Origin of the sequence: Rhodoferax sp. OV413 (assembly GCF_900104385.1) — a bacterium.
GTDB lineage: Bacteria > Pseudomonadota > Gammaproteobacteria > Burkholderiales > Burkholderiaceae_C > Rhodoferax_B.
In genome coordinates this window covers 1,378,205-1,399,211 of record NZ_FNJA01000001.1, presented here as the reverse complement: position 1 = coordinate 1,399,211, position 21,007 = coordinate 1,378,205, and the positions used below count along the sequence as shown (strand labels likewise).

Below are 21,007 nucleotides of genomic sequence, written 5' to 3'. Positions count from 1 at the left end.
AGAGTCTGCATGGGTGCATTGCGGCCTAACGTCCGAGGCAACCGAACTGCATCACTCGCGGCGCAGCCGCCTTCTTCAGTTGCGAGTCCGTGTTGGCCGGCCAGTTAGCCTGTGGTGTTTCTATCAAGTAAAGTTGGTCCTTTGTGACAAGTCATTGTCAATTTCCAGCCATGAACAGACTGCAAGCTGAATTGCGTCGCCTATACCTCTTTGGTCACCCAACGGATGATGGCTCTGATGCCGAAGAAGTCGGCTTGGTAAGCCCCGAAGGGGGCGTGCGGGCGATGGTGCTGGAACTTGCTCGGCCTGCGGACTGGAATGCTCTATCGACAGTTTGGCGAGGGGTTCAGGCCGATTTGGAGCTGCCTGCACCGGCCATCGCTATTTCCGGCTCCGACGGTTACCAACTCTGGTTCTCACTTTTGGAGCCCGTGCCTGCCGTTGATGCAAGGCGCTTTCTTGAATCTCTCCGCCTGCGCTACTTGGGCCATATTGCCCTCGGACGCATTGGCATCATGCCTGCTGTGGATACGGCTGCCGTTGGACATATCAGACAAGCCAGAGTAGTGCCTGGTTTGAGGGATGAAACAGGTCGTTGGTCTGCCTACGTTGCACCTGACTTGGCCGCGGTGTTCTCTGATGAGCCCTGGCTCGACATCTGTCCCAGCCCTGATGCCCAAGCCGATGTTCTGTCTCGCTTGGTGAGTATCAAGGCGGCAGATTTTCAAATGCGCTTGGCCCAGCTCGACAGTGCCGCCAAAACCGCCACATCGGATATGACGTCGGCAACTACCGACGGTGGTGTCCGTAGCGGAGAGCAGGGCGCGACTGCTGAAGCACCTTCTGTAGACAGTCTTGATCCAAAACGGTTTTTGCTCGACGTCATGGGTGACACAAGCATAGAACTGCACCTGAGAATTCAGGCGGCGCAGGCATTGTTGCCATATTTTGAAAGCCGGCCCACCTCGGGTACTTAAGAAACCGGTCAATTCGCCAGAGGGTTGAAGTATTCTCATCCTGGCAGGGTTCATGCCAGCGAACGTCGCGACTGGGAGTGGACGCGACTACGCCTCCACTGCCCGCAGTGCGTGTTAGAGGCAATCCAATCCTGACCACCGGCTGGTCAGTTTTGGAGTGGCACTAACAACGAACAGGGCAGAAATCTTCGTGATTGTGCTCCTTGATCTGGTTCCCGCGCCCTGCGGCGCGGTAAGTCGGCTGCTTACTTGACGAGACCGAACGGGTCCTTCACTGGCCGCTTCGTCGGATCGGCGTTGTTCCAGAACTGCTGCACGATCCAGCCGTATTCGGGCAGGCCGTTGATGAACGGCGGCAGCATGTCATTGGCGGACGGCAGCTTCCAGTCGGCCTGTAGCTCCGCACCCAGCGCGTATACGGTGTTGAGCTGCGCGCCAGCTGCGCTCATGCGCTGCATCGCGGCCTCGGCTTCGTACTTGCTCCAGGCGCCCGACGCATCGACCACCGGGTGCACGACATAGCCGTCGTTGACCATCGCCAGCGTCGGCAAGGTCACGCAGGTGCCCAGGGTCACGCCCGAGATGATGATGTGCTTGCGGCCCGTCTTGGCCACTAGGTCTTCGAGCGCCTTGCGAAAGCTCGGGTCTTCGTAGGCGTTGATGATGCCGGTGCGGCGGTAGATCGGCTGGTCCTTGAAGGTGTCCTTCAACTCGGGCAGCAGGTCACCGTTCTGCCACTGGGCATTCGACGAGGACAGCAGCACGGGAATCTTCAGCGCCTTGGCCATCTGTGCCAGCGCTACCACGTTGGCCTTGTAGCCCGAGGCCTGTGCGAAGTCACGCACGCTGGCCATCAGGCCGACCTGGTGGTCGATGAACAGCATGATGCTGTTGTCGGGCGTGGGCTTCTCATAAGCCGCGCGGCCAGCCTTACGGGCGTCCGCCGGGCTAATCCTCGTGGCCAAGGCCTTGTCGGTGATCGGGCTCACGATGTCGGCCGCGCGCTCTTGTGCGAGGGTCAGTGTGGCGGCACCCGCGAGGGCGAGGGCGGCGGTGATACGGGTCAGTTTGTGCATGATGTTTTCTCGATGTGGGTAAATGGTCTTCAGGCGCGGCGAATCCAGGTCGGTGCGATCTGCGTGCCCTGGCCAGCGCCGTAGGCGAAGTAAATGTTCAGGCCGGCCACCGGTTCCAGGTAACGTGCGTTTTTCAGGCCACCGGCATCAACGGGGGTGAAGCCGATGCTCTCGACCAGAGCGCGCACGGTCTGCTTGGCCCGCTCGTCGTCTCCGGCGTAGAACACGGGCACGATCTGGCCGTCGGCAAAGGCAGGGCCTTCGGCCAGCACCTGGGCCAGCACGGTGTTGAAGGCCTTGACCACCAGTGCGCCGGGCAGGGCCTTGGCGATCTCTTCGGCGGCCGAGGTGTCGAAACCCAGCGTCAGGCCCATGTAGTCGGCCGTCAGCGGGTTGGTGATGTCGACCACGATGCGGCCTTCCAGCGAACCCAGACCTTGCAGCGCCGGCACGGCATCGGCGTAGCCGGTGGCCAGGATGACGACTTGCGCGTCGCCGAGAGCCTCGGCTGGCGCGGCAACCGAGGCGCCGGTGTGGGCGCCGGCCACGGCCTGGGCCTTGGCCAGATCGCGAGCCGTCACGGTGACCTTGTGGCCGACGGCGGTCAGTTGTTTGACGAAACCTGCGCCCATGTTTCCGGCGCCTACGATGGTGATGTTCATGATGCTTTCCTTTGGTGGTGTGAGGTGGCTTGTTGCCCATTCGCCGACAGGTTTGCTGGCGTGGAATGGACTGTATTAGGATTGATTGGAGAGATAAATATTAGTTGGTGATTCAATTTGTTCTGATAATCGAGACTATGGATGTATTACAAGCAATGAAGACCTTTACGGCTGTGGTCGAGGCTGGCAGCTTCGTGGGCGCGATGGACGCTACGGCGCTGTCCAAGCCCGCCGTGTCGCGCCAGGTCAGCGATCTGGAGGCGCACCTGGGCACGCGGCTGCTGCAGCGCACCACGCGCCGCCTATCGCTGACCAGCGAAGGCCAGGCCTATTACCAACGCTGCAAGGAGGTGCTGCAGGCCGTGCAGGAGGCCGAGGCCGAGGTGGCGTCCAGCACTGTGCAGGCCCAGGGGCGTTTGCGCATCGGTGCGCCGCAGACGTTTGGCGCGCTGCACCTGGCCGCGCTGTGGGGCCGCTTTGCGGCGCAGAACCCGCAGGTCAGCCTGGATATCGTCTTGTCGGACCGGGTAGTGGACTTGGTGGAGGAAGGCTACGACCTAGTGATCCGCATCGCGCGTTTGCCCGATTCGAGCCTGGTCAGCCGCCCGCTGGCCCGCACACGCATGGTGCTGTGTGCGTCGCCGCGTTACCTAGCGCAGCGTGGCACGCCCACGCATCCCCACGCGCTGGCGCAGCACGACGTGGTGTCTTACACCTATTGGTCATCGGGCGACGTGTGGAGCTTTCAGGGCGAGAGGGGCGAGGTATCGGTGCGCACGCATTCGCGCATCCACGCCAATAACGGAGACACTTGCCGCGCTGCCGCGCTGGCCGACCAGGGCATCGTGATGCAGCCCGACTTTCTGGTCTACGCCGATCTGCGCAGCGGCGCACTGGTCGAGCTGATGCCGCAGTTCAAGGCGGTAGAGCTGGGCATTTTCGCGGTGTATGCCACGCGCAAGCAGTTACCGCTGAAGGTGCGGCGGCTGGTGGATTTTTTGGTAGAGGCGTTGCAGGTGCCGCCCTGGGCCGCCTGATCAGACTAGCGGGAGCGCGCCAGGCGTACCGTGAACTGCGAAGCCATTCTGGTGGCCCGGGCGTTCAGAGTGCATCTATCCAGGCAGCGTCTGCATCATGCAAAAGACAGAACTTCGGCCACGGCCTTGCGCGGCTTCTGCGGCCAATTGGCTTTCGCCGCATACCCGACCGTGACAAGCATCACGGGTACGTCGGTGGCATGCAGCCCAAACTCTGCGGCAACGCCTGCCTGGTCGAACCCGATCATGGGGCAGGACACTAATCCGTGGCTTTGTGCTGCCAACATCAGGGTCATAGCCGCCATGGCTGCTGAGCGCACCGCTTCATCGCGTTGGAGCGTGGCGTTCTCTTGGTACATGCTGTTTGCTGCACCAATCCAACCTTTATAGGTGGGTTCATCAATGATGCCGGCGTCGAGCGAGGGCTTGAGTGTTGCGGGTAAAGCCAGGTGGGGCTCCAGGGTGCCGCACACGATGAACGTAACGGCAGCGTCAGTCACCTTCGGCTGATTGAAAGCCAGTGGCAAGAGACGCGCCTTGGCGGCATCGCTGTGTACCGCTACAAACTTCCAATTCTGGAAGTTGAATGCCGATGGCGCGTGCGTCGCCAACGCGATCAGTTGGGTGATCTCGTCGCTCGCAAGTTTGCGGACGGAGTCGTAGTTGTTGGCGGATGTCCGGCTCTTAATGAGTTCAGAAAAGACTGTCATTTTGATTTTCGTGTTGAGTGGGTGGCAGGATAAAGATCAGCGCGCCAGGAACAACTGCAGGTCTTGCTTGAACTTCAGTGGGTTCTTGAACATCAGGAAGTGGTCGCCTTGTTCTTCTGTCGTGTAAGAAAAAAGCGTTGCGCCGGGCACCACCGACTGCGCCCACCGCTGGCTGGGCAGGTTGTTGCTTTGCTCGCCGGAGAAGATCGCCGAGGGAATGTTGATCTTGCGGCGTACCACATCGCGCCAGTCGTTGACCGTGTGGTTGAACAGAACCCGGGCCAGTGCTGCCGGGTCGTTCTTGATGAAAGCCGAGGCGAAGGCCTCCGAGTTGCGGTAGTAGGGTGAATCGGTGAGTTGCGCACGCTGGAACACCTTCAGGTCGGTCACTAGGGCGTTCACCGGGCCGCCCGTGGTGAAGGCGGCAACCATGCGCTCAGGCGATGTGGTGGTACCACCGGCATCCTGGCGCTCCTGCTCCGACCAGTCCGAGTGCGCGTAAATACTGATGGGCTCATCGACAAAGGCCACCTTACTCATCGCCGAGGTGCCAAAAAGGTCGATGTAGCTCCACAAAATAGCGGCCCCCATCGAATGTCCGACGTAGGCCGCAGACGGGACGCTAAGATGCTCGCCGAATTGGCGCAGGTCCATCGCATGGCGCGCAATCCGGTTGCCGAAATCGACTTTTTGCGACAGCCCTTGGTTGCGCGGGTCCAGCACGTAGACATGGTAGTGACGCGCCAGCAGGTACAGGATGTTGATGTACTGCGCCCCGTTCGCCGACCAGCCAGGTACAAAGATCAGAGGCTTGCCCTGGCCTGCTTCCCAGTAGGAAAGCTTCACACCGTCGTTGGTCGTGAACGTGTTGATTTGTAGTCCTTGGAAGTCCGAGAGCTTTTGCGGCATGCCGTCAATCGCAGTAGGGAACGTGAAATCACGTCCCAGCACGGAGATCGCGGGTGCAGCTGCTACCCAATTCGAGAGGACAGCCAGGAACACAGAAGCGCCGATGGCGCGGAGGGTCTTACGCATGTTGATTACCTTGATTGGCGCCGAGCACCAGCGGCTGAAGCCGCCGACGGTTGCTGTTAGCTTGTGGTTGCTTCACCGTACAACTTGCCCGCACCGGCCCAGTCTGACGCTTTGACATCTTCAAAGATGACGTAGATGTAGGCGGGATCGGTCGCTGTGTTGCGCACGATGCTTTCGGTGATTTCGGCGGCCACTTTGGCCTTTTGGTCGTGGTCTTTACCTTCGAACCAGCTAACGCGAACTACAGGCATGGGGAACTCCTTCGGTGTTAAGCGTCGCCAAGAACGGTTGCCATGGCGATCACTGATGCCATGGTAGAGTAGAAAATATGGACAACTGCGTAATTAAAATATCTATTGAGTAGAAATTATGGATACACCCGAGGTGCCTGATCCCTTCTGGGGCGTGGCTGTTTTTGTGGCTGCGGCCCGTGCTGATAACTTCACCCAGGCGGCAGACCGCATCGGGCTGACCAAGTCGTCGGTGGGTAAGACCATTGCCCGCCTGGAGCAATCGCTGGGCATCAAGCTGTTCCATCGCACGACGCGACTGACGCGGCTCACGGCGGATGGAGAGGCCTACCTGGCCGCTTGCACGTCCGCGCTGGACGAAATCACGGCTGCTCAGGCTGCGCTGTCGTCGAGCAACCGGGTGCTCAGCGGCCGCATCCACATCGACATGCCGGTGGCATTTGGCCGCCGTGTGCTGTTGCCTGCGCTGGTCGAGATCACACGGCCCCATCCAGGCCTGAGCCTCAGCCTGACCTTTACCGACGCGACCAGCGATCTGCTACAGGACGACGTCGACATCGCAATCCGTTTCGGAGCATTGAAGGACTCGGATCATCTGGTGGCCAGGCATTTGGCGACCCAGGACAGGGTGATCTGCGCGGCACCCGGGTACCTGCGCGCCATGGGCGAGCCGACCACCCTGGCCGACATTCGCCAGCACCGTTGCATCGTCGGTTCCCTGAAAGGGCCACCACTGGTATGGGTGGTGCAGGAGGACGGTGTCGAGAGGCGCCTCACTCCGCCGCCGACGCACCAGTTGACCGACGGTGAAGCCATGGTCGACGCGGCCGTCAGCGGGCTCGGACTGGGACAGTTCGCCCTGTCTTTGGTGCGTCAGCATCTTGAGAGCGGACGATTGCAAGCGGTGCTTCCCACGTACTCCAGCGTCGGTGTCGACATCCACGCGGTGTGGCCCAAGCGGGCCCAGCTCAGCCCTCGGGTGCGCTACGTGGTGGATGAACTGGTGGCGTATGCGGGCAAGGGACGGTTCAACTGAAGGCGGCTGACAAAAATAGATACTAATCCGCTGCGGAACCATGTCCGGGGGACTGGTGGCGGCAGCCATCAAGATGGCGCATGGCGTAGAAGTGGTGGATGTGAACAACGCAGTGTCCGATAGGATGTAATGAGGTCGTGGTAGCTGATGCCACGCACCGTGGTTTTGATGTCCTATTTCTTGCCGTTGTGTTGTTGAAGACGTGGGTCGTAGCACCACAACTCGCCCAGCTTTTCAGGCCAGGACTTTGCTCCCATCGCCACAGGCATTGCTGACCGAGTCATTCAAGGCTAACCGTCAGATCCTGGTAAATCTGACGGTTGCGCCTTTGCGCCCAGGCATCACGTACGAACAGGTAGTCGTCGAGCGCGTCCTTGCGGAACCGGTCCATGGGCAGCATTTGTGTACGGCCGTCGACCATCTGCAGGATCTGTAGCTTGTCGGCCACGCTGGCGCTGTCGATTTTGCCGATGGGAGACAGTGGCATGTCGCCCACGATGGCGACGGCGTCTCGTACCGTACGCGGCCCGAGCAAGGGCATTACCAAGTAGCGAGAATCCTGCCAGCCCCAGGTTGCGAGCGTCTGCCCGAAGTCCTCGCCTTCCCATTTGGGCACGCCTAGACTGGTTGCAGGGTCAAACACGCCGGCGATGCCCACCGTGGTGTTAACGGCGAACCGGCCGAGCGACTGCCCTGCTTGGGTCGGCCGCCCTTGCAGCGCCTGGTTGACGGCGGTGACCGGCAGACGCAGGTTGACAAAGAAGCGTGTCACACCCGATTGCACCGGGTCTGGAACGACTTTTTCGTAGGCCGTGGCCACGGGGCGAAGCACGAACCGGTCTAGCACGTTGTTGAAGCCGTGCATTTTGCGATTGAAGCCTTCCCAAGGATCGGACACGGGTGGCCGCGAAGGCGGTGCCGCCAACTCGGACATGGTGCGACTAGGCGCCAGCTCTTGGACGGAAGTGTCAGCAAGAAAAGCATTAGCATCGACGACAGCCCCGGTGATGGCATCGCTTCGCGCAATCAACGCCGGGGCCGGATCACCGGTCAACGCAGCCGCGGGCTGAGGCTTGGCGGCATTGCTGGCGCATGCGCTGGTGCCGAGCACGATGGCAGCGAGAACAAGGGATTGGATAGTTTTCATTCGGATATCTCCTACGCCATAGGCATTCAGTACCTATGGCGGATTGGATGGATGGCGACGTTAGAAGCGATAGACGTAACCGAGTGCGATCGAGGTCTGATTGGCCTTGTTGACCAACGGGCTGTCTTTGACGGAACTACCGAAGCGCGTGGCCCCGACATCGAGGAATACCGTTTGATTGCGCGCCCAGTTGTAATCCGTGCGCAGGCCGACCTGCATATTCGTGGTGGCCTTACCTTCATACGAGGCACGGCCGGCCTGGACCTCCGACGGCCTCACGCCGTAGTAGTAATCGACGTACTTGTCGTTGATCCATTCCGCGGCCAGCCGAGGCGTGAAGCCAAATTTTCCGGCGGCGAAGCGCCGATCAATTTGCACTTTGGCACGCATGCCCTTGCTATTGCCCATTGCATCGGAAAGCATTTCGCCGGAGATGTTCGCGAAATCCGCCTTCCAAATGACCGCACCACCTGCCCAAATGCTGGACTTGCGTTCATCCATGTCGGCCAGAGCCGGGGAATCCTTCGCTTCGTAGCCGTCACCTGCCCAGCGGGCACGCAGACGGAACGAAAAAGTGTCGTTCGAGTACAGCTTGACATCGAAGGTCGGGATGGAGGCGCTAACCCATTTGTTCTCGTACGACACGACCGGTAGAAGCTTGACCTCGCGTTCGAAGTCGCGGTAGGCCTTGTCGACGACCGCGGCGCCCAGGCCCAGTGACCATTGGCCGCCACCGTCCTTAGAGTCGGTGCTCTGCGAAAACGCCGACGGTGTCCACGCCACAGAGATCACAATGGCCGCGATGAAGCCCAGGTTGGCAGGAGCCCTCGAATGACGGGGAAATTTATGTTGAGACATGGGTTGGTCCTTTCTATGACACATTGGGGGAAATCGTTGTTGTGCAGCCAACCAGCTTGGCCGCCATGACCGGAGTGGTAAGACGGGCGACCATCGAGAATGGCGAACACGGCGCCAATAGCCGTACAGCAATGTCCGCTGACGGTGTGTACTGTTCCGCAATGGCGTCGAGCAAGGCGCTGGCCTCTTCCACCCGGGTAGTCGCCTGGGCGAGGCGATGCTCCGCCCCAAGCCATATGACTGTGCGGCCCAGACACCCCGAACGCTTGGCACGCAGAAAGCAGATCAGGAGCAGCGGTGTGCCCAGGTTGGCTTCGGGATCCAGCATTAGACTTTCCGTTCTCGTGGCGCGTCGAAACGACATACCTGTGAGACCGGATAGTGCCCAAGCGGATTTAGCCGATTTTTAGAGTTCTTAGGATTTCTTTAAGGCATCAACTCTGGTGCGAAAAATGCGTCGAGTAAGGGGCATCAAACTCCGTGCGACTCCCCTTGCCCACTCGATGGCGGTATGGGTCTGGATCAGTCCAAGCGCCGAAGCAAAGGAATGCCGGGGAACACGACACGCACCATAAGTCCCCGCCCGTCGAGTCCGGTGTCGGTTTCGACGTTGGCGTTGTGCGACTCGGCAATGCCTGCGACCAAGGACAGGCCTATGCCACTGCCTCGAACCGGTGTACCCGCGACCCTATGAAAACGCTTGAAGATGGCTTCACGCTCTGCGTCCGGAACGCCTGGGCCATCGTCGACAACCTCCAGATACACCGAAGGCACCGCTGCGGCTTGTGCATGGGACTGATAGCCACAGCGCACAAGCACGTTCCCGCCTTCCGCGGTGTATCGCATCGCGTTGTGTATCAGGTTGCGCAGCAAAATGCCGATTTCATCGATATCGCACTGAATCGTGCAGGGAAGCACATCCAGAAACAGCGATCGCTGATGTTGGCTGGCGTACATCTCGAACTCCTGCGCGACGTGTTGCACGAGCTTGCTCAGGTCGGCCTGCGTACGCAAGGGCGCCTTGGCACCGGCATTGATGCGGGCCATATCCAGCAATTGTTCGGACAGCCGGGTAATGCGCATGGCCACTACCAGCAGCTTCTTGAGGGCGACTTCCTTGTCTTGAGGATCTGTCGCGCGCAGAGCAATTTCGGCCTGAGCCTGCAAGGCCGACAGCGGTGTGCGGAGTTCATGGGCTGCGTCGCCTATGAATCGGCGCTCGCCTTCGATGGCTTCGTCCAGCTGTCGCAGCACGTGGTTAAACGAGTCGACCAGCGGATGCAACTCTCGCGGCAGTCGGTCCAGCGGCAAGGCAGTGAAATCGAAGCTGCGTCGACGGCGCATGGCCAGACCAAGGGCGCGCACGGGCCTGAGCGCGCCAAGGGTCACAAACCACATGACGAAGCCCGCGACCACAAGTAGCACGGTCGCCAGGATGAGCGCATGCGCCGCTTCGTGGCGCATGTCCGCATCTACGACACTTTGCAAATTGCCGACCTGAACGGTTACCCGCCCTGTACTGTCCGAAACGGAGTACACGCGCCACTTCTCCCCTTCGACGAGGGTCGAGGCTGAGCCCTCGGAGAAGTCCGGTTGGAGCGGGAACTCGGACGCACCAGGCGTGCGGGCAACCAGCCTGCTGCGATCAACCCATATCTGAAAGGCCAGTGGCGCGCGTTCGGCACCTGGCGAGTCCCGTAGCTGCAGGCCTGGCCTCGCTCGCCCGTCGAAATGGCTGTCGGCTGGAATTGTGACCAGAAGTTGGGTGGCAATCGCCGCGAGCTTCTCGTCCCAGGTACTGGTGCGGTTGAGCGAGAGCTGGGTAAGAACGATCACGAGCACGACCGTCCAACAGAGGGCGATGACCCCGACAATTACAAGAATCAACTGCGCGTTGAAGGATCGCGACTTCATGCGGTCGGTTGCCCGACAACATAGCCGAGCCCGTGAACGGTCCGAATCAGATCGTCGCCCAATTTGCGGCGCAGCTGGTGGATGAAGACGGCAATGGTGTTGCTCTCCACGCTGCTGACCGTGCCATAGACGATGTCGTGCAAATGGTCACGCGTAACCACATGGCCAGGGCGCTCCACCAGCGCGAGTAGCGTACGATACTCATGGGCGCTCAGGACGACCTCGACGTTCGCCTTCGTAACGACGCGACGGCTGCGATCGATCCGGACATCCCCGTGAGTGAACACAGCAACAACCCGCCCCTGGCTTCGGCGTATGACCGAACGCACACGAGCCCAAAGTTCGTCGAACTGAAACGGCTTCACCAGGTAGTCGTCAGCGCCCGCGTCCAGGCCGGATATCCGTTCACTGAGCTGTCCTCGTGCTGTCAGGATCAGCACGGGCGTGGCGTCGTAGCGGCCTCGCATGAAACGCAATACCGTAAATCCTGAGTCACCGGGGAGACCAATGTCGAGCAACACCGCCGCGTAGGTGTGATCGAGCAAGGCAACGCGCGCTGCTTGCGCATCGTATACATGCTCGATGTTCCATCCGCTTTGGCGAGCGCCATCGCAAATGGTCTCGCTCAGCATTTGGTCATCTTCTACAAGCAGGAGGTTCATGAAACTTCAATCCATCATTAGTGTGCTGTTCTCTCTTACACACACTAAACGAACTGTTTTAGTTTCTTATTAAGCGCGTGCCGGTTTTCTGGTTTCAGGCCCACAAGCATCCGTTGGTCATTCTGGCGTTGGCATCAACATTCAGTCATTGGGGAGTACCTCCACTGTGCCCAAGACGGCGGCCGACGAGGTAGCTCGGAGAGTCATAAAGCAGACATTTGATACCTCTGGCTTTCCACATGCCCTACCTATTCGAAGCAGCGTAAAGCCAAGGTTTGAGCAAGCGCGTCAACTGCGGCGCAACAACCCAAGTCATAAAGCCAACAACCAGCATCGTCAAAAGCATCAGGCGGGGTAGTAGCGGCCAGGGCGCTAGCAGGCCACCCAGCATAACGAACAGCAGGTAGACAGTAGGGAAGATACCCAGCCACGTCACAACCGCAATCTTCCATTTCGGCGGTGCTAATTGTTTAGGACCGCTTGGTGTCTGGAACCAATGCGCGAGGCCGGACACCCGCCGGACCAATTCCTGCCCCTCTATGAAGGGGGCTGCTGCAGCCAACCCGAGTGAGCGGGCTGGCGAGTTCTGCCAATTTTTGAGGTTGGAGTCGCTGTCGAATGCGAGGACGACGTGGTAGAGGCTGTCGTTGACCCCCTGTTCATCCCCTGGGCGTACCAACTGAGCGCCCAGATGCCCCTTGAAGGTTGACGCAACGGTGATGATTTGTTCCATCACGCGTTCAAAGTCCGCCTCACAACCTTGCTTGACTTGCCGACTGATCAAAACGGTTACGGCGTGCTCGGAGGTGGAAGTCATGGAGGTCGCTGTATGTGTTGTAACTGCCCGAGGGACGGGCATATCCATGCGCGCTTTGGACCTCAACACATCCTGTTGGCGTTCAACTTCTATGTAAATGCATTGCCCGCGACGCACACCGTGGGCGTCGAGAATATCAGATGCCCCGGGCAACTGTGGTCACTTGGATGGCGATTTTCTGCGTGCCGCGAGTGGAGTTGATTTATCGCCATCGCGATCGGCAAAAAGCTCCACAAAGAGCTGCCTGATCCACATGTTGGCAGGGTCTCGGTTGAACTTCGCATGCCAGAAAAGGTTTATTGCAATGTCGGGAAGGCGCGCTGGATGCGGTGAAGTGACCAGGCCAAACGGAGACTCGCAGCGTTCGGCGAAGCGCTCCGGCAGGGTGGCGATGAGATCAGTGCTCTGTAGTACGTGGCCCACTGCAATGAAATGCGGCAACATTAACCGCATTTTGCGTTTGATGCCGGCGCGCTCCAGCAGGCTATCCACTTCGCCGTGCCCCGTATTTGCCGCCACGACGCCCACATGGTCTAACTCCGAAAATTGCTTGAGCGTCATAGGTGATCTGGCCAGGGGGTGATCCTTGCGAAAGACGCACACATACCTGTGGCGAAACAGACGGCGCTGAAAGAAGCCCGCCTGCAGATTGGGTAGCAGTCCTAATGCCAGGTCGACTGTGCCGGACTCCATGTCCTCCTTCAGGTTAGCGGAGTAGGGGCGCACCGTGCTGACCCGCACATGGGGCGCAACCTTGGACAGGGCCACCATCAAGGGTGGCATGAAGTACATCTCGCCAATATCGGTCATGGCCAGTTGGAAGCTGCGGGTACTTGTAAGCGGATCAAACGTGTCGCGCGTGGTGAACGCCGTCTGTAGCGCATTCAAAGCGTAGATCACGGGTTCTGCCAGATGCAGGGCATAAGGCGTGGGCTCCATGCCGCGGGAGGTCCGCAAAAATAGTTCGTCCTTCAGCACGGCGCGTAGGCGCTTAAGCGCATTGCTGACAGCGGGTTGCGTTAAGCCCAGCTTCTCGGCAGCGATGGACACGCTGCGGTCTAGCAGCAACTGGTTGAAGACCAGCAGCAGGTTCAGGTCAATTTCACGCAGTTCCATAGAGCACCTCATTATTCACGCTGGTGATTTTATCTATTGGTTTGGCGTTATCGACTTATATAACGCAAGTCTCCAGAATCGCTACAAACAGGAGACAAAGGCATCAGCCTTCAAAACATGGAACTCGTTCTAGAACCCCTCAACGTGCGCTTGAATGTAGATCGCGGAAGCAATTTGCTGGACGTACTCAGGGCGGGTCAGTATCCGATTTCCTACAGCTGCATGTCGGGCCGCTGCGGCATTTGCCGTTGCCGAGTACTGTCTGGCCAGGTGCGTAATAGCGGCCCCGAGGCGGGTAGGCCCCATTCGGGCAAGGCCGACTACGTGTTGGCCTGCCAGGCGGTGCTCACGGATGACTGCACCATCGAATTGCCCGAGGTGGACGAGGTTGTGGTCCACACCGCCCGCATTGTGAAGGGCACAGTCACTGCCATCGAAGCGGCTACCCATGACATCCGACGTATCCGCGTGAAATTGGCTAAGCCGATTGAATTCAGCGCAGGTCAGTTTGCCATGGTCGAATTCACGCCTGAACACATTCGGCCTTACTCCATGGCCGGTTTGCACGACGATGGTGAATGGGAGTTCCAGATTCGCCGCGTTCCCGATGGCCGGGTGACAGCCTTCATCTTTGACGAATTGAAGGTGGGGGCAAGTCTTCGCATCAGCGGCCCAATGGGTACTGGCTACCTGCGCACACAGCACACCGGCCCCATGCTCTGTGCCTGTGCGGGTACTGGCCTGGCTCCCGCCCTGTCCATCGTGCGGGGTGCATTGGCTGCTGGCATGCATAACCCTATTCACTTGTACTTTGGCGTGCGCAGTGCAAAAGACGTTTACGACGCCGATCGCATGCAAGCACTGGCCGCTGCGCATCCGAATCTGAAAGTTCACATCCTAGTAGCCACCGGCGCTGCCCGCACGGGCCAACGCAGCGGCTTGGTCACCGATGCCATTGGAAAGGACCTTGGAACCCTGAAGGGCTGGCGGGCTTACCTGTGCGGCCCTCCGGCTTTGGTCGATGCCCTCAACCTGTTCGCGACCCGCATGGGCATAGAGCCCGGCCATGTCCATGCGGAAGCCTTCTATCCCAGCGGTGTCTGAATCGCACCAGATTTATCGAAACCCAAGAAACCAAAGGAGACAAGTAATGAGTGAAACCAACACCGTGTTCCCCGAAGGCCCCACGTGGCCGGAAGAGGGAAACAGCCGTGTGCCGTTCTGGGCCTATACCCAAGAGGATTTATACAAGAAGGAGCTGGATCGGCTGTTCTACAAAAACCACTGGTGCTACGTTGGCCTGGAAGCGGAGGTCCCGAATGCGGGCGACTTCAAGCGCACCGTCATAGGCGAGCGCTCGGTACTGCTGGTGCGTGAAAAAGATGGCTCCATCCATGTGGTTGAGAACGTCTGCGCACACCGCGGTATGGCTTTCTGCCGCGAACGACATGGCAACCGCGAGAGCCTGACCTGCCCTTACCACCAGTGGAACTACACGCTGTCGGGCGATCTGCAGGGCGTGCCGTTTCGCCGCGGTGTCAAGCAGGACGGCAAGGTCAATGGAGGTATGCCGGCGGACTTCAAGCCATCTGACCATAACTTGACCAAGCTCAAGGTCGCCACGCGCGGCGGCGTGGTTTTCGCCTCGTTCGACCACGGCGTGGAGCCGCTGGAGGACTTCCTCGGCCCGGTGATAACCGGCTACTTCGACCGGTTGTTTGATGGCCGCAAGCTGAAGATCCTAGGCTACAACCGCCAGCGCATTCCGGGCAACTGGAAGCTGATGCAGGAGAACATCAAGGACCCCTACCACCCAGGGCTGCTGCACACCTGGTTCGTCACCTTCGGGCTCTGGCGCGCCGACAACAAGTCGCAGCTGCTGATGGATGCGCACCACCGCCATGCCGCCATGGTGTCCACGCGGGGTGCTGCCGGCAAGGCCTCCGACGTGACGCAGGTTTCGAGTTTCAAGGCCAACATGGAGCTGAACGATCCGCGCTTCCTGGACATCGTGCAAGAGCCTTGGTGGGGTGGGCCGACCGCTGTGATGATGACGGTCTTCCCGAGTGTCATCTTTCAACAGCAGGTCAACAGCGTGTCTACACGCCATATCCAGCCCGATGGCCATGGTGCCTTCAACTTCGTTTGGACGCACTTCGGCTTCGAGGACGACAGCGAGGAGATGACGCAGCGCCGCCTGCGCCAGGCCAACCTGTTCGGCCCGGCAGGGTTTGTATCGGCAGATGACGGCGAGGTCATCGAATGGTCGCAGGAAGGCTTCGAGACCAAGCCCTCGCACCGCACGCTCGTCGAGCTTGGGGGGCGTGAGGTGGGCGATGCGGACCACATGGTCACTGAGACGCTAATCCGTGGCATGTACGAGTACTGGCGCAAAGTGATGGAGGCATGATGATGGACTTACAGAACTACTTCGAATTGACCCAGCTATACGGCCAATACGCCTCGGCCTTGGACGCAGCCGACTGGGATGCCTGGCCCGAGTTCTTCATTGAAGACTGCGTGTACAAACTGCAGCCACGTGAAAACTACGACCGTGGGTTCCCGTTGTCGACGCTGGCCTTCGACAGCAAAGGAATGCTCAAGGACCGTGTCTATGGCATCCGGGAGACGCTGTTTCACGACCCCTATTACCAACGCCATGTAGTTGGTTCTCCGGTCGTGCGCAAGGTGGACGCAGACGGTCGCATCCACTGCGAAGCCAACTACGCGGTGTTCCGCACCCGCCTGTCCAAGGAATCGACCGTGTTCAATGTCGGTCGCACGCTGGATGTTGTGGTCTCCACGCCGCAGGGCCTGAAGTTTGCCTCTCGTCTGGTCATCTACGACAGCGAGATGATCCCCAACTCGCTGATCTACCCCATCTAAGGAGCCGCTATGACCACAAACTGGATTGACGCGGCCGCCCAGGACGACGTGCCGCAGGACGACGTCATTGGCCTGGCCATTGCGGGCCGCGATATTGCGTTGTATGGCGTGGATGGTGAAGTCTTTGCCACCGACAACATCTGCACGCACGGCCACGCAAGGCTGTGCGATGGTTTCCTGGATGGCCATGAAATCGAATGTCCGTTGCACCAGGGCAAATTCGACGTGCGCTCGGGCCAGCCAACCTGTGCCCCGGTGACCGAAGCGCTGCGCAGCTATCCCGTGAAGATTGTGGGCGGCCGTGTTTGGCTGGCCTTCGACTGACACATCGCCCACTTCACCAGGAGACACATATGAATGCTTCTGAGCGACCCGAGGTCGCAGCCGCTGCGCGCCCGATTTCCACCATCGTGATCGCTGGCGCAGGGCAAGCCGGTGGCTGGGCTGCCCAGACACTGCGAAAGGAGGGATTCACCGGCCGTGTGGTCTTGATCGGCGACGAGTCTCACCCACCGCACGAGCGGCCGCCTCTATCCAAGGCGGTTCTGTCCGGTGAGGCATTGCCCGAGAGCACACGGCTGATGAAGCCCGAGGCCTTCGATGCACTGGCCCTTGATTGGAGACCTGGTGCTCAGGTCGGCCGCATCGACCGGGCAGGCAAGCTGGTGGTGTTGACCGACGGTACGGCGTTGGCCTACGACAAGCTGATCCTGTGTACCGGTGGTCGGGCACGTCGAATTTCCCTTCCTGGCGCAGACAAGGTGAAGCTGCATACCTTGCGCACCATTGAGGATGCGCTAGCCTTGTCGCCGGTCTTGACACCGGGGCACAGCGTGGTGGTGATCGGCGGCGGCTGGATAGGCCTGGAGGTCGCCGCAACTGCACGCCTACGTGGTGCCGAGGTAGTCGTCGTCGAAACCCAGAGCCGCCTGTGCGAAAGAACGGTGCCGGCCGAGATATCGGAACACTTGTTGGCGCTGCATGGTGCCCAAGGGACGCGGGTGTTGCTTGGCGCGGGTGTCAGTGGTTTTGCGAAGAATGCCGATGGTAGCTCGGTCGTCGAGCTCGCTGACGGTAGCGCTTTGGCCTGTGATGCCATCGTGCTGGGCATCGGCCTGGTGCCGAACGACGAACTGGCACGGGAGGCTGGCCTGGACTGCGATGGCGGTGTGCTGGTCGATGCGCGCTGCCAGAGCTCCGATCCGGATATCTTGGCCGCAGGCGATGTCGCTGTGGCCGTCAACCCCTGGGCCGGGCGTCGGCTTCGGCTCGAATCCTGGCAAAACGCCCAAGAGCAGAGTATCGCTGCCGCACGTTCAGCCTTGGGGCTTGCGGTGGACTATCAACCGCTGCCCTGGTTCTGGTCCGACCAGTACGGTATGAACCTGCAGATCTACGGCATGCCCATGCCTACCCACCGGGTTGTGCGGCGCGGCGATCCGGCGTCCGGCAGCTTTGTGTTGTTCTATCTTGCTGACGATGTAATCCAGGCCGCCATTGGACCCAACGCCGCACGCGACCTGCGATTTGCGCGTCGGCTGATCGAGCAGCGAAAACCTGTGGATCCCGAGCGCCTGGCCGATTCGAACACCCCCATGTCCAAGTTCTGATAGCGCTGGCCCCATCCATAAAAATTTCATGAAACAAACACCATGCGCTAAATCGACGTTCACCAACGTACGAACAATGCCCGCTTCAACCGCTTCCATGGGCTCAGCTGGCCGTGTTTGTGATCGATCACCGCAAATCGGTCACGGCGTAGCGCCCATCTCTACGTACCGATTCGGCAATGACTCCTAGCCGCGCAGCATTCGCTAGTTACTTTTTTCTCCCACCCACCCTAAAAGGAAATCCTATGACCGCGACCACCTACCTCTGGACCCCGCCTCCCGTTTATTCCCTACCTGTGCGCGGCCGCAGCGAGCGTCTGCCCATCAACCGACTGTTCTTTGTCGGCCGCAACTACCACGCTCACGCGGTGGAGATGGGCCGCCCCGTGGACAAGTCTGTCGAGGTGCCGTTTTACTTCACCAAGGCACCTTCGACCCTGGTCGAGTCCGGTGCCACAGTGGCCTATCCACCCGGCACCCAGGACTATCACCACGAGATGGAACTGGTGCTGGCCATCGGCGCTGCGGGTTTTCGCGTGAGCGAAGCCGATGCACCCAAGCTCATTTACGGCTATGCATGCGGTTTGGACATGACCCGGCGTGACTTGCAGTTGGTGGCCCGTGAGAAGGGCCGGCCCTGGGACCTGGGCAAAGACGTGGAAGAGTCCTCCATCGTCTCCGAGATCGTGCCCCTGCCGCATACCGTGCTGAGCCAGGGTGACTTGTCGATGTCGGTGAACGGCAAGGTGCGGCAGAAGTCCGACCTGTCCAAGCTGATCTGGAACATCCCTGAACTGATCGCCGACCTGTCCAAGTTCTACCACCTGCTGCCCGGCGACCTGATCTTTACCGGCACGCCTGAAGGCGTGAGCGCCGTGCAGGCGGGCGACCGCATCGAGGGCCAGATCGAAGGCGTAGGCAGCATCGTACTGAACGTCGGCTCGGCCGAGTGACACATCGCTGAACAAAGAGGAGGCAAGCCCACCATGACCACCGACCTGACACCTTCCCCCGTGCGACTGCATGCCGTTGCGGGCCACGGTCAACCCGACCCGACACCCGCATTGGAGCAGTTGTACCGCGGCTTCGAACAGGAGCTGCTCGTGCCGCTGTGGACCGAGATCGGAGACCTGATGCCCCGGCACCCGAAGTCCAAGGCCGTGCCGCACTTGTGGCGCTGGGATCGGCTGAAGGCCCTGGCAGCGCAGGCCGGCGAAATCGTGCCCGTGGGCCGTGGCGGCGAGCGCCGCGCCATCGCGCTGGCCAACCCGGCCCTGGGCGGCAGGCCCTTCGCCACGCCCACGCTGTGGGCCGCCATCCAGTACCTGATGCCGGGGGAAGATGCGCCGGAGCATCGCCACACGCAGCATGCTTTCCGCTTCGTGGTGGAGGGCGAAGGTGTGTGGACGGTGGTCAATGGCGACGCCGTGCGCATGTCGCGCGGCGACTTCCTTCCGCAGGCCGGTTGGAATTGGCACGCCCACCACAATGCCGCCACCGAGCCGATGGCCTGGATCGATGGCCTGGACATCCCGTTCTCGTACTACACGGAGAGCCAGTTCTTCGAGGTGGGCCGCGAGAAGATCTCACCGGCCGAGCGCACTACGGCCGAGCGTTCGTTCTCCGAGCGGCTTTGGGGCCACCCCGGGCTGCGTCCGGTCTCGGCCACGACAGCCCAGCCCTCTACGCCACTCCTGGCCTACCGCTGGGTCGATACCGACCGTGCGCTGGCCGACCAGCTTGCGCTGGAGGCTGAGGGCCAGGCCGGCACGCTGAGCCCCGGCCACGCGGCCGTGCGTTTCACGAATCCGACCACCGGTGGCGATGTGCTGCCGACCATGCGCACCGAGATGCACCGCGTGCGTGCGGGCGCTGCGACGCGGGTGCAGCGCGAAGTGGGCTCGTCCGTGTTCCAGGTGTTCGATGGTGGCGGCAGCGTCACGGTGGGTGAGCGCACCTGGCAGGTGGAACGTGGCGACCTGTTCGTCGTGCCCTCGTGGCAACGGTTCTCGGCACATGCATCCAACGATGGCGCGCTGGACCTGTTCCGCTTCGGTGACGCGCCCATCTTCGAGGCGCTGCATGCGCATCGGGCCGAAGTTACCGGCTGAAAAGCGACCTGCAACGCGCACATCCATCGAATATCCAACCCAACCCCAGCCATCTTTCAACCGGCCGAGTTCGGTCACCACTTCAAAAAGAGACACAGCCATGCACACCACCGTTCGTACACAGATTTTTCGTTCTGCCATTCCGCTTTGCGCCGCTTTCCTCATGGGCACCACGTGCCTGTCTAGCGCCATGGCGCAGACCTTCCCCACCAAGCCGGTCCGGTCGGTGGCACCGTACTCGCCCGGCAGTGGCCCCGACGCGGTGATGCGCATTCTCAGCGACCGGTTGTCGCGCAGCTGGGGCCAGCAACTTGTGATCGACAACAAGCCCGGTGCCAATGGCTTCATCGCGATAGCAGACGCCAAACGGGCCACACCAGACGGCTATACCGTGCTGCAGGTGGACAACACGCACATGGCCCTGGCACCGCACCTGTTCAAGCAGTTGCCCTATGACCCGGTGAAGGACTTCGAGCCGGTTGCACCGGTCTACTTCACCAACTTCTTCGTAGTTGTGGCCGCCAATTCGCCGTGGAAGGATATGGGCGACCTGATCAAGGCGGCCAAGGCCGCGCCCGGCGACATCACCTACGGCTCATGGGGCATCGGCAGTGTTGCCCACGTCGGTGCAGCCATGCTGGAGGCGGCGACAGACACGAAGATGGTGCACGTCCCATTCAAGGACATGGGCAATGTCTACACCTCTGTCGCGACCGGTGATATCAAGTGGGCGTTCGGTACGGCAGCGACCGCCGGGCCGATGTACCAAGCGAAGAAGGTCAAGTTTCTGGCGTTTGCCGCACCAAAGCGGCTGCCGGGCTACGCCGATGTGCCGACGGTCAGCGAGGCAGGCGGCCCGGCCGGGTTCGAGGTGAAGACTTGGGTCGGCCTGTTCGCCCCCACCGGCACCCCCAAGGCGGCCATCGACAAGATGAATGCCGACGTGGGCAAGGTGATGGCAACCGCTGAGGTCAAGGAACGCCTGGCCACCTTCGGCTTCGAACCTTTCGTCGGTGCGCCCGGCGAACTCACCAAGGCCATGGAACGCGATTCGCGCATGTTCAGTGAAATCGTCAAACGCGCCAAAATCTCTCTGGATTGA

Annotated in this window: 23 protein-coding genes; 11 read left to right on the top strand and 12 right to left on the bottom strand. The window is 60.5% G+C overall.

The features are described 5' to 3' along the window. The first annotated feature begins 170 nt into the window (after positions 1-170). Positions 171-977: a hypothetical protein gene (locus BLT66_RS06420; RefSeq protein WP_092756753.1), complete on the top strand. Its 807-nt coding sequence runs from the start codon at positions 171-173 to the stop codon at positions 975-977. A gap of 245 nt (positions 978-1,222) precedes the next feature. Here the strand turns inward: BLT66_RS06420 and BLT66_RS06415 are convergent, their stop codons facing one another. Both BLT66_RS06415 and BLT66_RS06410 read right to left on the bottom strand, forming a co-directional pair. Continuing rightward, on the bottom strand, positions 1,223-2,053 hold the full coding sequence (locus BLT66_RS06415) for an isochorismatase family protein (RefSeq protein ID WP_092756752.1): 831 nt from the start codon (positions 2,051-2,053) through the stop codon (positions 1,223-1,225). Positions 2,054-2,082: 29 nt separating this feature from the next. Beyond that, a complete protein-coding gene (locus BLT66_RS06410; protein WP_092756751.1) occupies positions 2,083-2,715 on the bottom strand; it encodes an NADPH-dependent F420 reductase in 633 nt (210 codons plus the stop codon). 137 nt (positions 2,716-2,852) lie between these two features. Here BLT66_RS06410 and BLT66_RS06405 point away from each other — a divergent pair, with 137 nt between their 5' ends. Then, positions 2,853-3,752, top strand: coding sequence for a LysR family transcriptional regulator (locus tag BLT66_RS06405; protein WP_092756750.1), 900 nt, complete (start codon positions 2,853-2,855; stop codon positions 3,750-3,752). A 95-nt stretch (positions 3,753-3,847) separates the two neighbouring features. Here the strand turns inward: BLT66_RS06405 and BLT66_RS06400 are convergent, their stop codons facing one another. From BLT66_RS06400 to BLT66_RS06390, 3 genes are read right to left on the bottom strand one after another with little or no spacing between them, the layout of a single operon-like run. Beyond that, on the bottom strand, positions 3,848-4,462 hold the full coding sequence (locus BLT66_RS06400) for a nitroreductase family protein (RefSeq protein WP_092756749.1): 615 nt from the start codon (positions 4,460-4,462) through the stop codon (positions 3,848-3,850). Between the two features lie 36 nt (positions 4,463-4,498). Next, positions 4,499-5,497: an alpha/beta fold hydrolase gene (locus BLT66_RS06395; protein WP_092756748.1), complete on the bottom strand. Its 999-nt coding sequence runs from the start codon at positions 5,495-5,497 to the stop codon at positions 4,499-4,501. Positions 5,498-5,553: 56 nt separating this feature from the next. Beyond that, on the bottom strand, positions 5,554-5,748 hold the full coding sequence (locus tag BLT66_RS06390) for a tautomerase family protein (protein WP_092756747.1): 195 nt from the start codon (positions 5,746-5,748) through the stop codon (positions 5,554-5,556). 118 nt (positions 5,749-5,866) lie between these two features. Between BLT66_RS06390 and BLT66_RS06385 the strand changes: the two genes are divergently transcribed. Beyond that, positions 5,867-6,784, top strand: a complete 918-nt coding sequence (locus BLT66_RS06385) for a LysR family transcriptional regulator (RefSeq protein ID WP_092756746.1) — start codon at positions 5,867-5,869, stop codon at positions 6,782-6,784. A gap of 280 nt (positions 6,785-7,064) precedes the next feature. On the opposite strand, the gene BLT66_RS06380 is transcribed toward BLT66_RS06385, so the two are convergent. The 7 genes from BLT66_RS06380 to BLT66_RS06350 all read right to left on the bottom strand — a co-directional run bounded on the left by BLT66_RS06380 (position 7,065) and on the right by BLT66_RS06350 (position 13,298). After that, positions 7,065-7,931: an MlaA family lipoprotein gene (locus BLT66_RS06380; RefSeq protein ID WP_092756745.1), complete on the bottom strand. Its 867-nt coding sequence runs from the start codon at positions 7,929-7,931 to the stop codon at positions 7,065-7,067. 60 nt (positions 7,932-7,991) lie between these two features. After that, positions 7,992-8,789, bottom strand: coding sequence for a MipA/OmpV family protein (locus BLT66_RS06375; RefSeq protein ID WP_092756744.1), 798 nt, complete (start codon positions 8,787-8,789; stop codon positions 7,992-7,994). A 13-nt stretch (positions 8,790-8,802) separates the two neighbouring features. Next, positions 8,803-9,117, bottom strand: coding sequence for a hypothetical protein (locus tag BLT66_RS06370; RefSeq protein WP_092756743.1), 315 nt, complete (start codon positions 9,115-9,117; stop codon positions 8,803-8,805). Positions 9,118-9,311: 194 nt separating this feature from the next. Next, on the bottom strand, positions 9,312-10,703 hold the full coding sequence (locus BLT66_RS06365; RefSeq protein ID WP_092756742.1) for a sensor histidine kinase: 1,392 nt from the start codon (positions 10,701-10,703) through the stop codon (positions 9,312-9,314). Beyond that, positions 10,700-11,365 carry a response regulator transcription factor gene (locus BLT66_RS06360; RefSeq protein ID WP_092756741.1) on the bottom strand — a complete coding sequence of 222 codons (666 nt, stop codon included), beginning with the start codon at positions 11,363-11,365 and terminating at the stop codon, positions 10,700-10,702. Before BLT66_RS06360 ends, BLT66_RS06365 begins: the two co-directional genes overlap by 4 nt. Before the next feature lie 244 nt (positions 11,366-11,609). Further along, positions 11,610-12,182 (bottom strand): antibiotic biosynthesis monooxygenase, encoded by a 573-nt coding sequence (locus BLT66_RS06355; protein WP_092757048.1) that lies wholly within the window; start codon positions 12,180-12,182, stop codon positions 11,610-11,612. A 159-nt stretch (positions 12,183-12,341) separates the two neighbouring features. Continuing rightward, positions 12,342-13,298, bottom strand: a complete 957-nt coding sequence (locus BLT66_RS06350) for a LysR family transcriptional regulator (protein WP_092756740.1) — start codon at positions 13,296-13,298, stop codon at positions 12,342-12,344. 117 nt (positions 13,299-13,415) lie between these two features. Between BLT66_RS06350 and BLT66_RS06345 the strand changes: the two genes are divergently transcribed. The 8 genes from BLT66_RS06345 to BLT66_RS06310 all read left to right on the top strand — a co-directional run bounded on the left by BLT66_RS06345 (position 13,416) and on the right by BLT66_RS06310 (position 21,007). Continuing rightward, positions 13,416-14,402 carry a 2Fe-2S iron-sulfur cluster-binding protein gene (locus BLT66_RS06345; RefSeq protein ID WP_092756739.1) on the top strand — a complete coding sequence of 329 codons (987 nt, stop codon included), beginning with the start codon at positions 13,416-13,418 and terminating at the stop codon, positions 14,400-14,402. Positions 14,403-14,448: 46 nt separating this feature from the next. Then, on the top strand, positions 14,449-15,708 hold the full coding sequence (locus BLT66_RS06340; protein ID WP_092756738.1) for an aromatic ring-hydroxylating dioxygenase subunit alpha: 1,260 nt from the start codon (positions 14,449-14,451) through the stop codon (positions 15,706-15,708). A 2-nt stretch (positions 15,709-15,710) separates the two neighbouring features. Continuing rightward, positions 15,711-16,184, top strand: coding sequence for an aromatic-ring-hydroxylating dioxygenase subunit beta (locus tag BLT66_RS06335; protein ID WP_092757047.1), 474 nt, complete (start codon positions 15,711-15,713; stop codon positions 16,182-16,184). A gap of 9 nt (positions 16,185-16,193) precedes the next feature. Further along, a complete protein-coding gene (locus BLT66_RS06330) occupies positions 16,194-16,508 on the top strand; it encodes a non-heme iron oxygenase ferredoxin subunit (protein ID WP_092756737.1) in 315 nt (104 codons plus the stop codon). A 29-nt stretch (positions 16,509-16,537) separates the two neighbouring features. Further along, a complete protein-coding gene (locus BLT66_RS06325; RefSeq protein WP_092756736.1) occupies positions 16,538-17,794 on the top strand; it encodes an NAD(P)/FAD-dependent oxidoreductase in 1,257 nt (418 codons plus the stop codon). 245 nt (positions 17,795-18,039) lie between these two features. Continuing rightward, the gene (locus BLT66_RS06320; protein ID WP_092756735.1) at positions 18,040-18,747 is read left to right on the top strand and encodes a fumarylacetoacetate hydrolase family protein; all 708 of its coding nucleotides are present in this window, start codon (positions 18,040-18,042) and stop codon (positions 18,745-18,747) included. A gap of 33 nt (positions 18,748-18,780) precedes the next feature. Further along, the gene (locus BLT66_RS06315; protein WP_092756734.1) at positions 18,781-19,905 is read left to right on the top strand and encodes a cupin domain-containing protein; all 1,125 of its coding nucleotides are present in this window, start codon (positions 18,781-18,783) and stop codon (positions 19,903-19,905) included. Positions 19,906-20,005: 100 nt separating this feature from the next. Beyond that, a complete protein-coding gene (locus BLT66_RS06310; protein ID WP_255406791.1) occupies positions 20,006-21,007 on the top strand; it encodes a Bug family tripartite tricarboxylate transporter substrate binding protein in 1,002 nt (333 codons plus the stop codon).

Excerpts from the sequence above, each read along its gene's own strand:
- BLT66_RS06420 (WP_092756753.1), top strand. The coding sequence starts at position 171 with ATGAACAGACTGCAAGCTGAATTGCGTCGCCTATACCTCTTTGGTCAC.
- BLT66_RS06415 (WP_092756752.1), bottom strand. The coding sequence starts at position 2,053 with ATGCACAAACTGACCCGTATCACCGCCGCCCTCGCCCTCGCGGGTGCC.
- BLT66_RS06410 (WP_092756751.1), bottom strand. The coding sequence starts at position 2,715 with ATGAACATCACCATCGTAGGCGCCGGAAACATGGGCGCAGGTTTCGTC.
- BLT66_RS06405 (WP_092756750.1), top strand. The coding sequence starts at position 2,853 with ATGGATGTATTACAAGCAATGAAGACCTTTACGGCTGTGGTCGAGGCT.
- BLT66_RS06400 (WP_092756749.1), bottom strand. The coding sequence starts at position 4,462 with ATGACAGTCTTTTCTGAACTCATTAAGAGCCGGACATCCGCCAACAAC.
- BLT66_RS06395 (WP_092756748.1), bottom strand. The coding sequence starts at position 5,497 with ATGCGTAAGACCCTCCGCGCCATCGGCGCTTCTGTGTTCCTGGCTGTC.
- BLT66_RS06390 (WP_092756747.1), bottom strand. The coding sequence starts at position 5,748 with ATGCCTGTAGTTCGCGTTAGCTGGTTCGAAGGTAAAGACCACGACCAA.
- BLT66_RS06385 (WP_092756746.1), top strand. The coding sequence starts at position 5,867 with ATGGATACACCCGAGGTGCCTGATCCCTTCTGGGGCGTGGCTGTTTTT.
- BLT66_RS06380 (WP_092756745.1), bottom strand. The coding sequence starts at position 7,931 with ATGAAAACTATCCAATCCCTTGTTCTCGCTGCCATCGTGCTCGGCACC.
- BLT66_RS06375 (WP_092756744.1), bottom strand. The coding sequence starts at position 8,789 with ATGTCTCAACATAAATTTCCCCGTCATTCGAGGGCTCCTGCCAACCTG.
- BLT66_RS06370 (WP_092756743.1), bottom strand. The coding sequence starts at position 9,117 with ATGCTGGATCCCGAAGCCAACCTGGGCACACCGCTGCTCCTGATCTGC.
- BLT66_RS06365 (WP_092756742.1), bottom strand. The coding sequence starts at position 10,703 with ATGAAGTCGCGATCCTTCAACGCGCAGTTGATTCTTGTAATTGTCGGG.
- BLT66_RS06360 (WP_092756741.1), bottom strand. The coding sequence starts at position 11,365 with ATGAACCTCCTGCTTGTAGAAGATGACCAAATGCTGAGCGAGACCATT.
- BLT66_RS06355 (WP_092757048.1), bottom strand. The coding sequence starts at position 12,182 with ATGACTTCCACCTCCGAGCACGCCGTAACCGTTTTGATCAGTCGGCAA.
- BLT66_RS06350 (WP_092756740.1), bottom strand. The coding sequence starts at position 13,298 with ATGGAACTGCGTGAAATTGACCTGAACCTGCTGCTGGTCTTCAACCAG.
- BLT66_RS06345 (WP_092756739.1), top strand. The coding sequence starts at position 13,416 with ATGGAACTCGTTCTAGAACCCCTCAACGTGCGCTTGAATGTAGATCGC.
- BLT66_RS06340 (WP_092756738.1), top strand. The coding sequence starts at position 14,449 with ATGAGTGAAACCAACACCGTGTTCCCCGAAGGCCCCACGTGGCCGGAA.
- BLT66_RS06335 (WP_092757047.1), top strand. The coding sequence starts at position 15,711 with ATGGACTTACAGAACTACTTCGAATTGACCCAGCTATACGGCCAATAC.
- BLT66_RS06330 (WP_092756737.1), top strand. The coding sequence starts at position 16,194 with ATGACCACAAACTGGATTGACGCGGCCGCCCAGGACGACGTGCCGCAG.
- BLT66_RS06325 (WP_092756736.1), top strand. The coding sequence starts at position 16,538 with ATGAATGCTTCTGAGCGACCCGAGGTCGCAGCCGCTGCGCGCCCGATT.
- BLT66_RS06320 (WP_092756735.1), top strand. The coding sequence starts at position 18,040 with ATGACCGCGACCACCTACCTCTGGACCCCGCCTCCCGTTTATTCCCTA.
- BLT66_RS06315 (WP_092756734.1), top strand. The coding sequence starts at position 18,781 with ATGACCACCGACCTGACACCTTCCCCCGTGCGACTGCATGCCGTTGCG.
- BLT66_RS06310 (WP_255406791.1), top strand. The coding sequence starts at position 20,006 with ATGCACACCACCGTTCGTACACAGATTTTTCGTTCTGCCATTCCGCTT.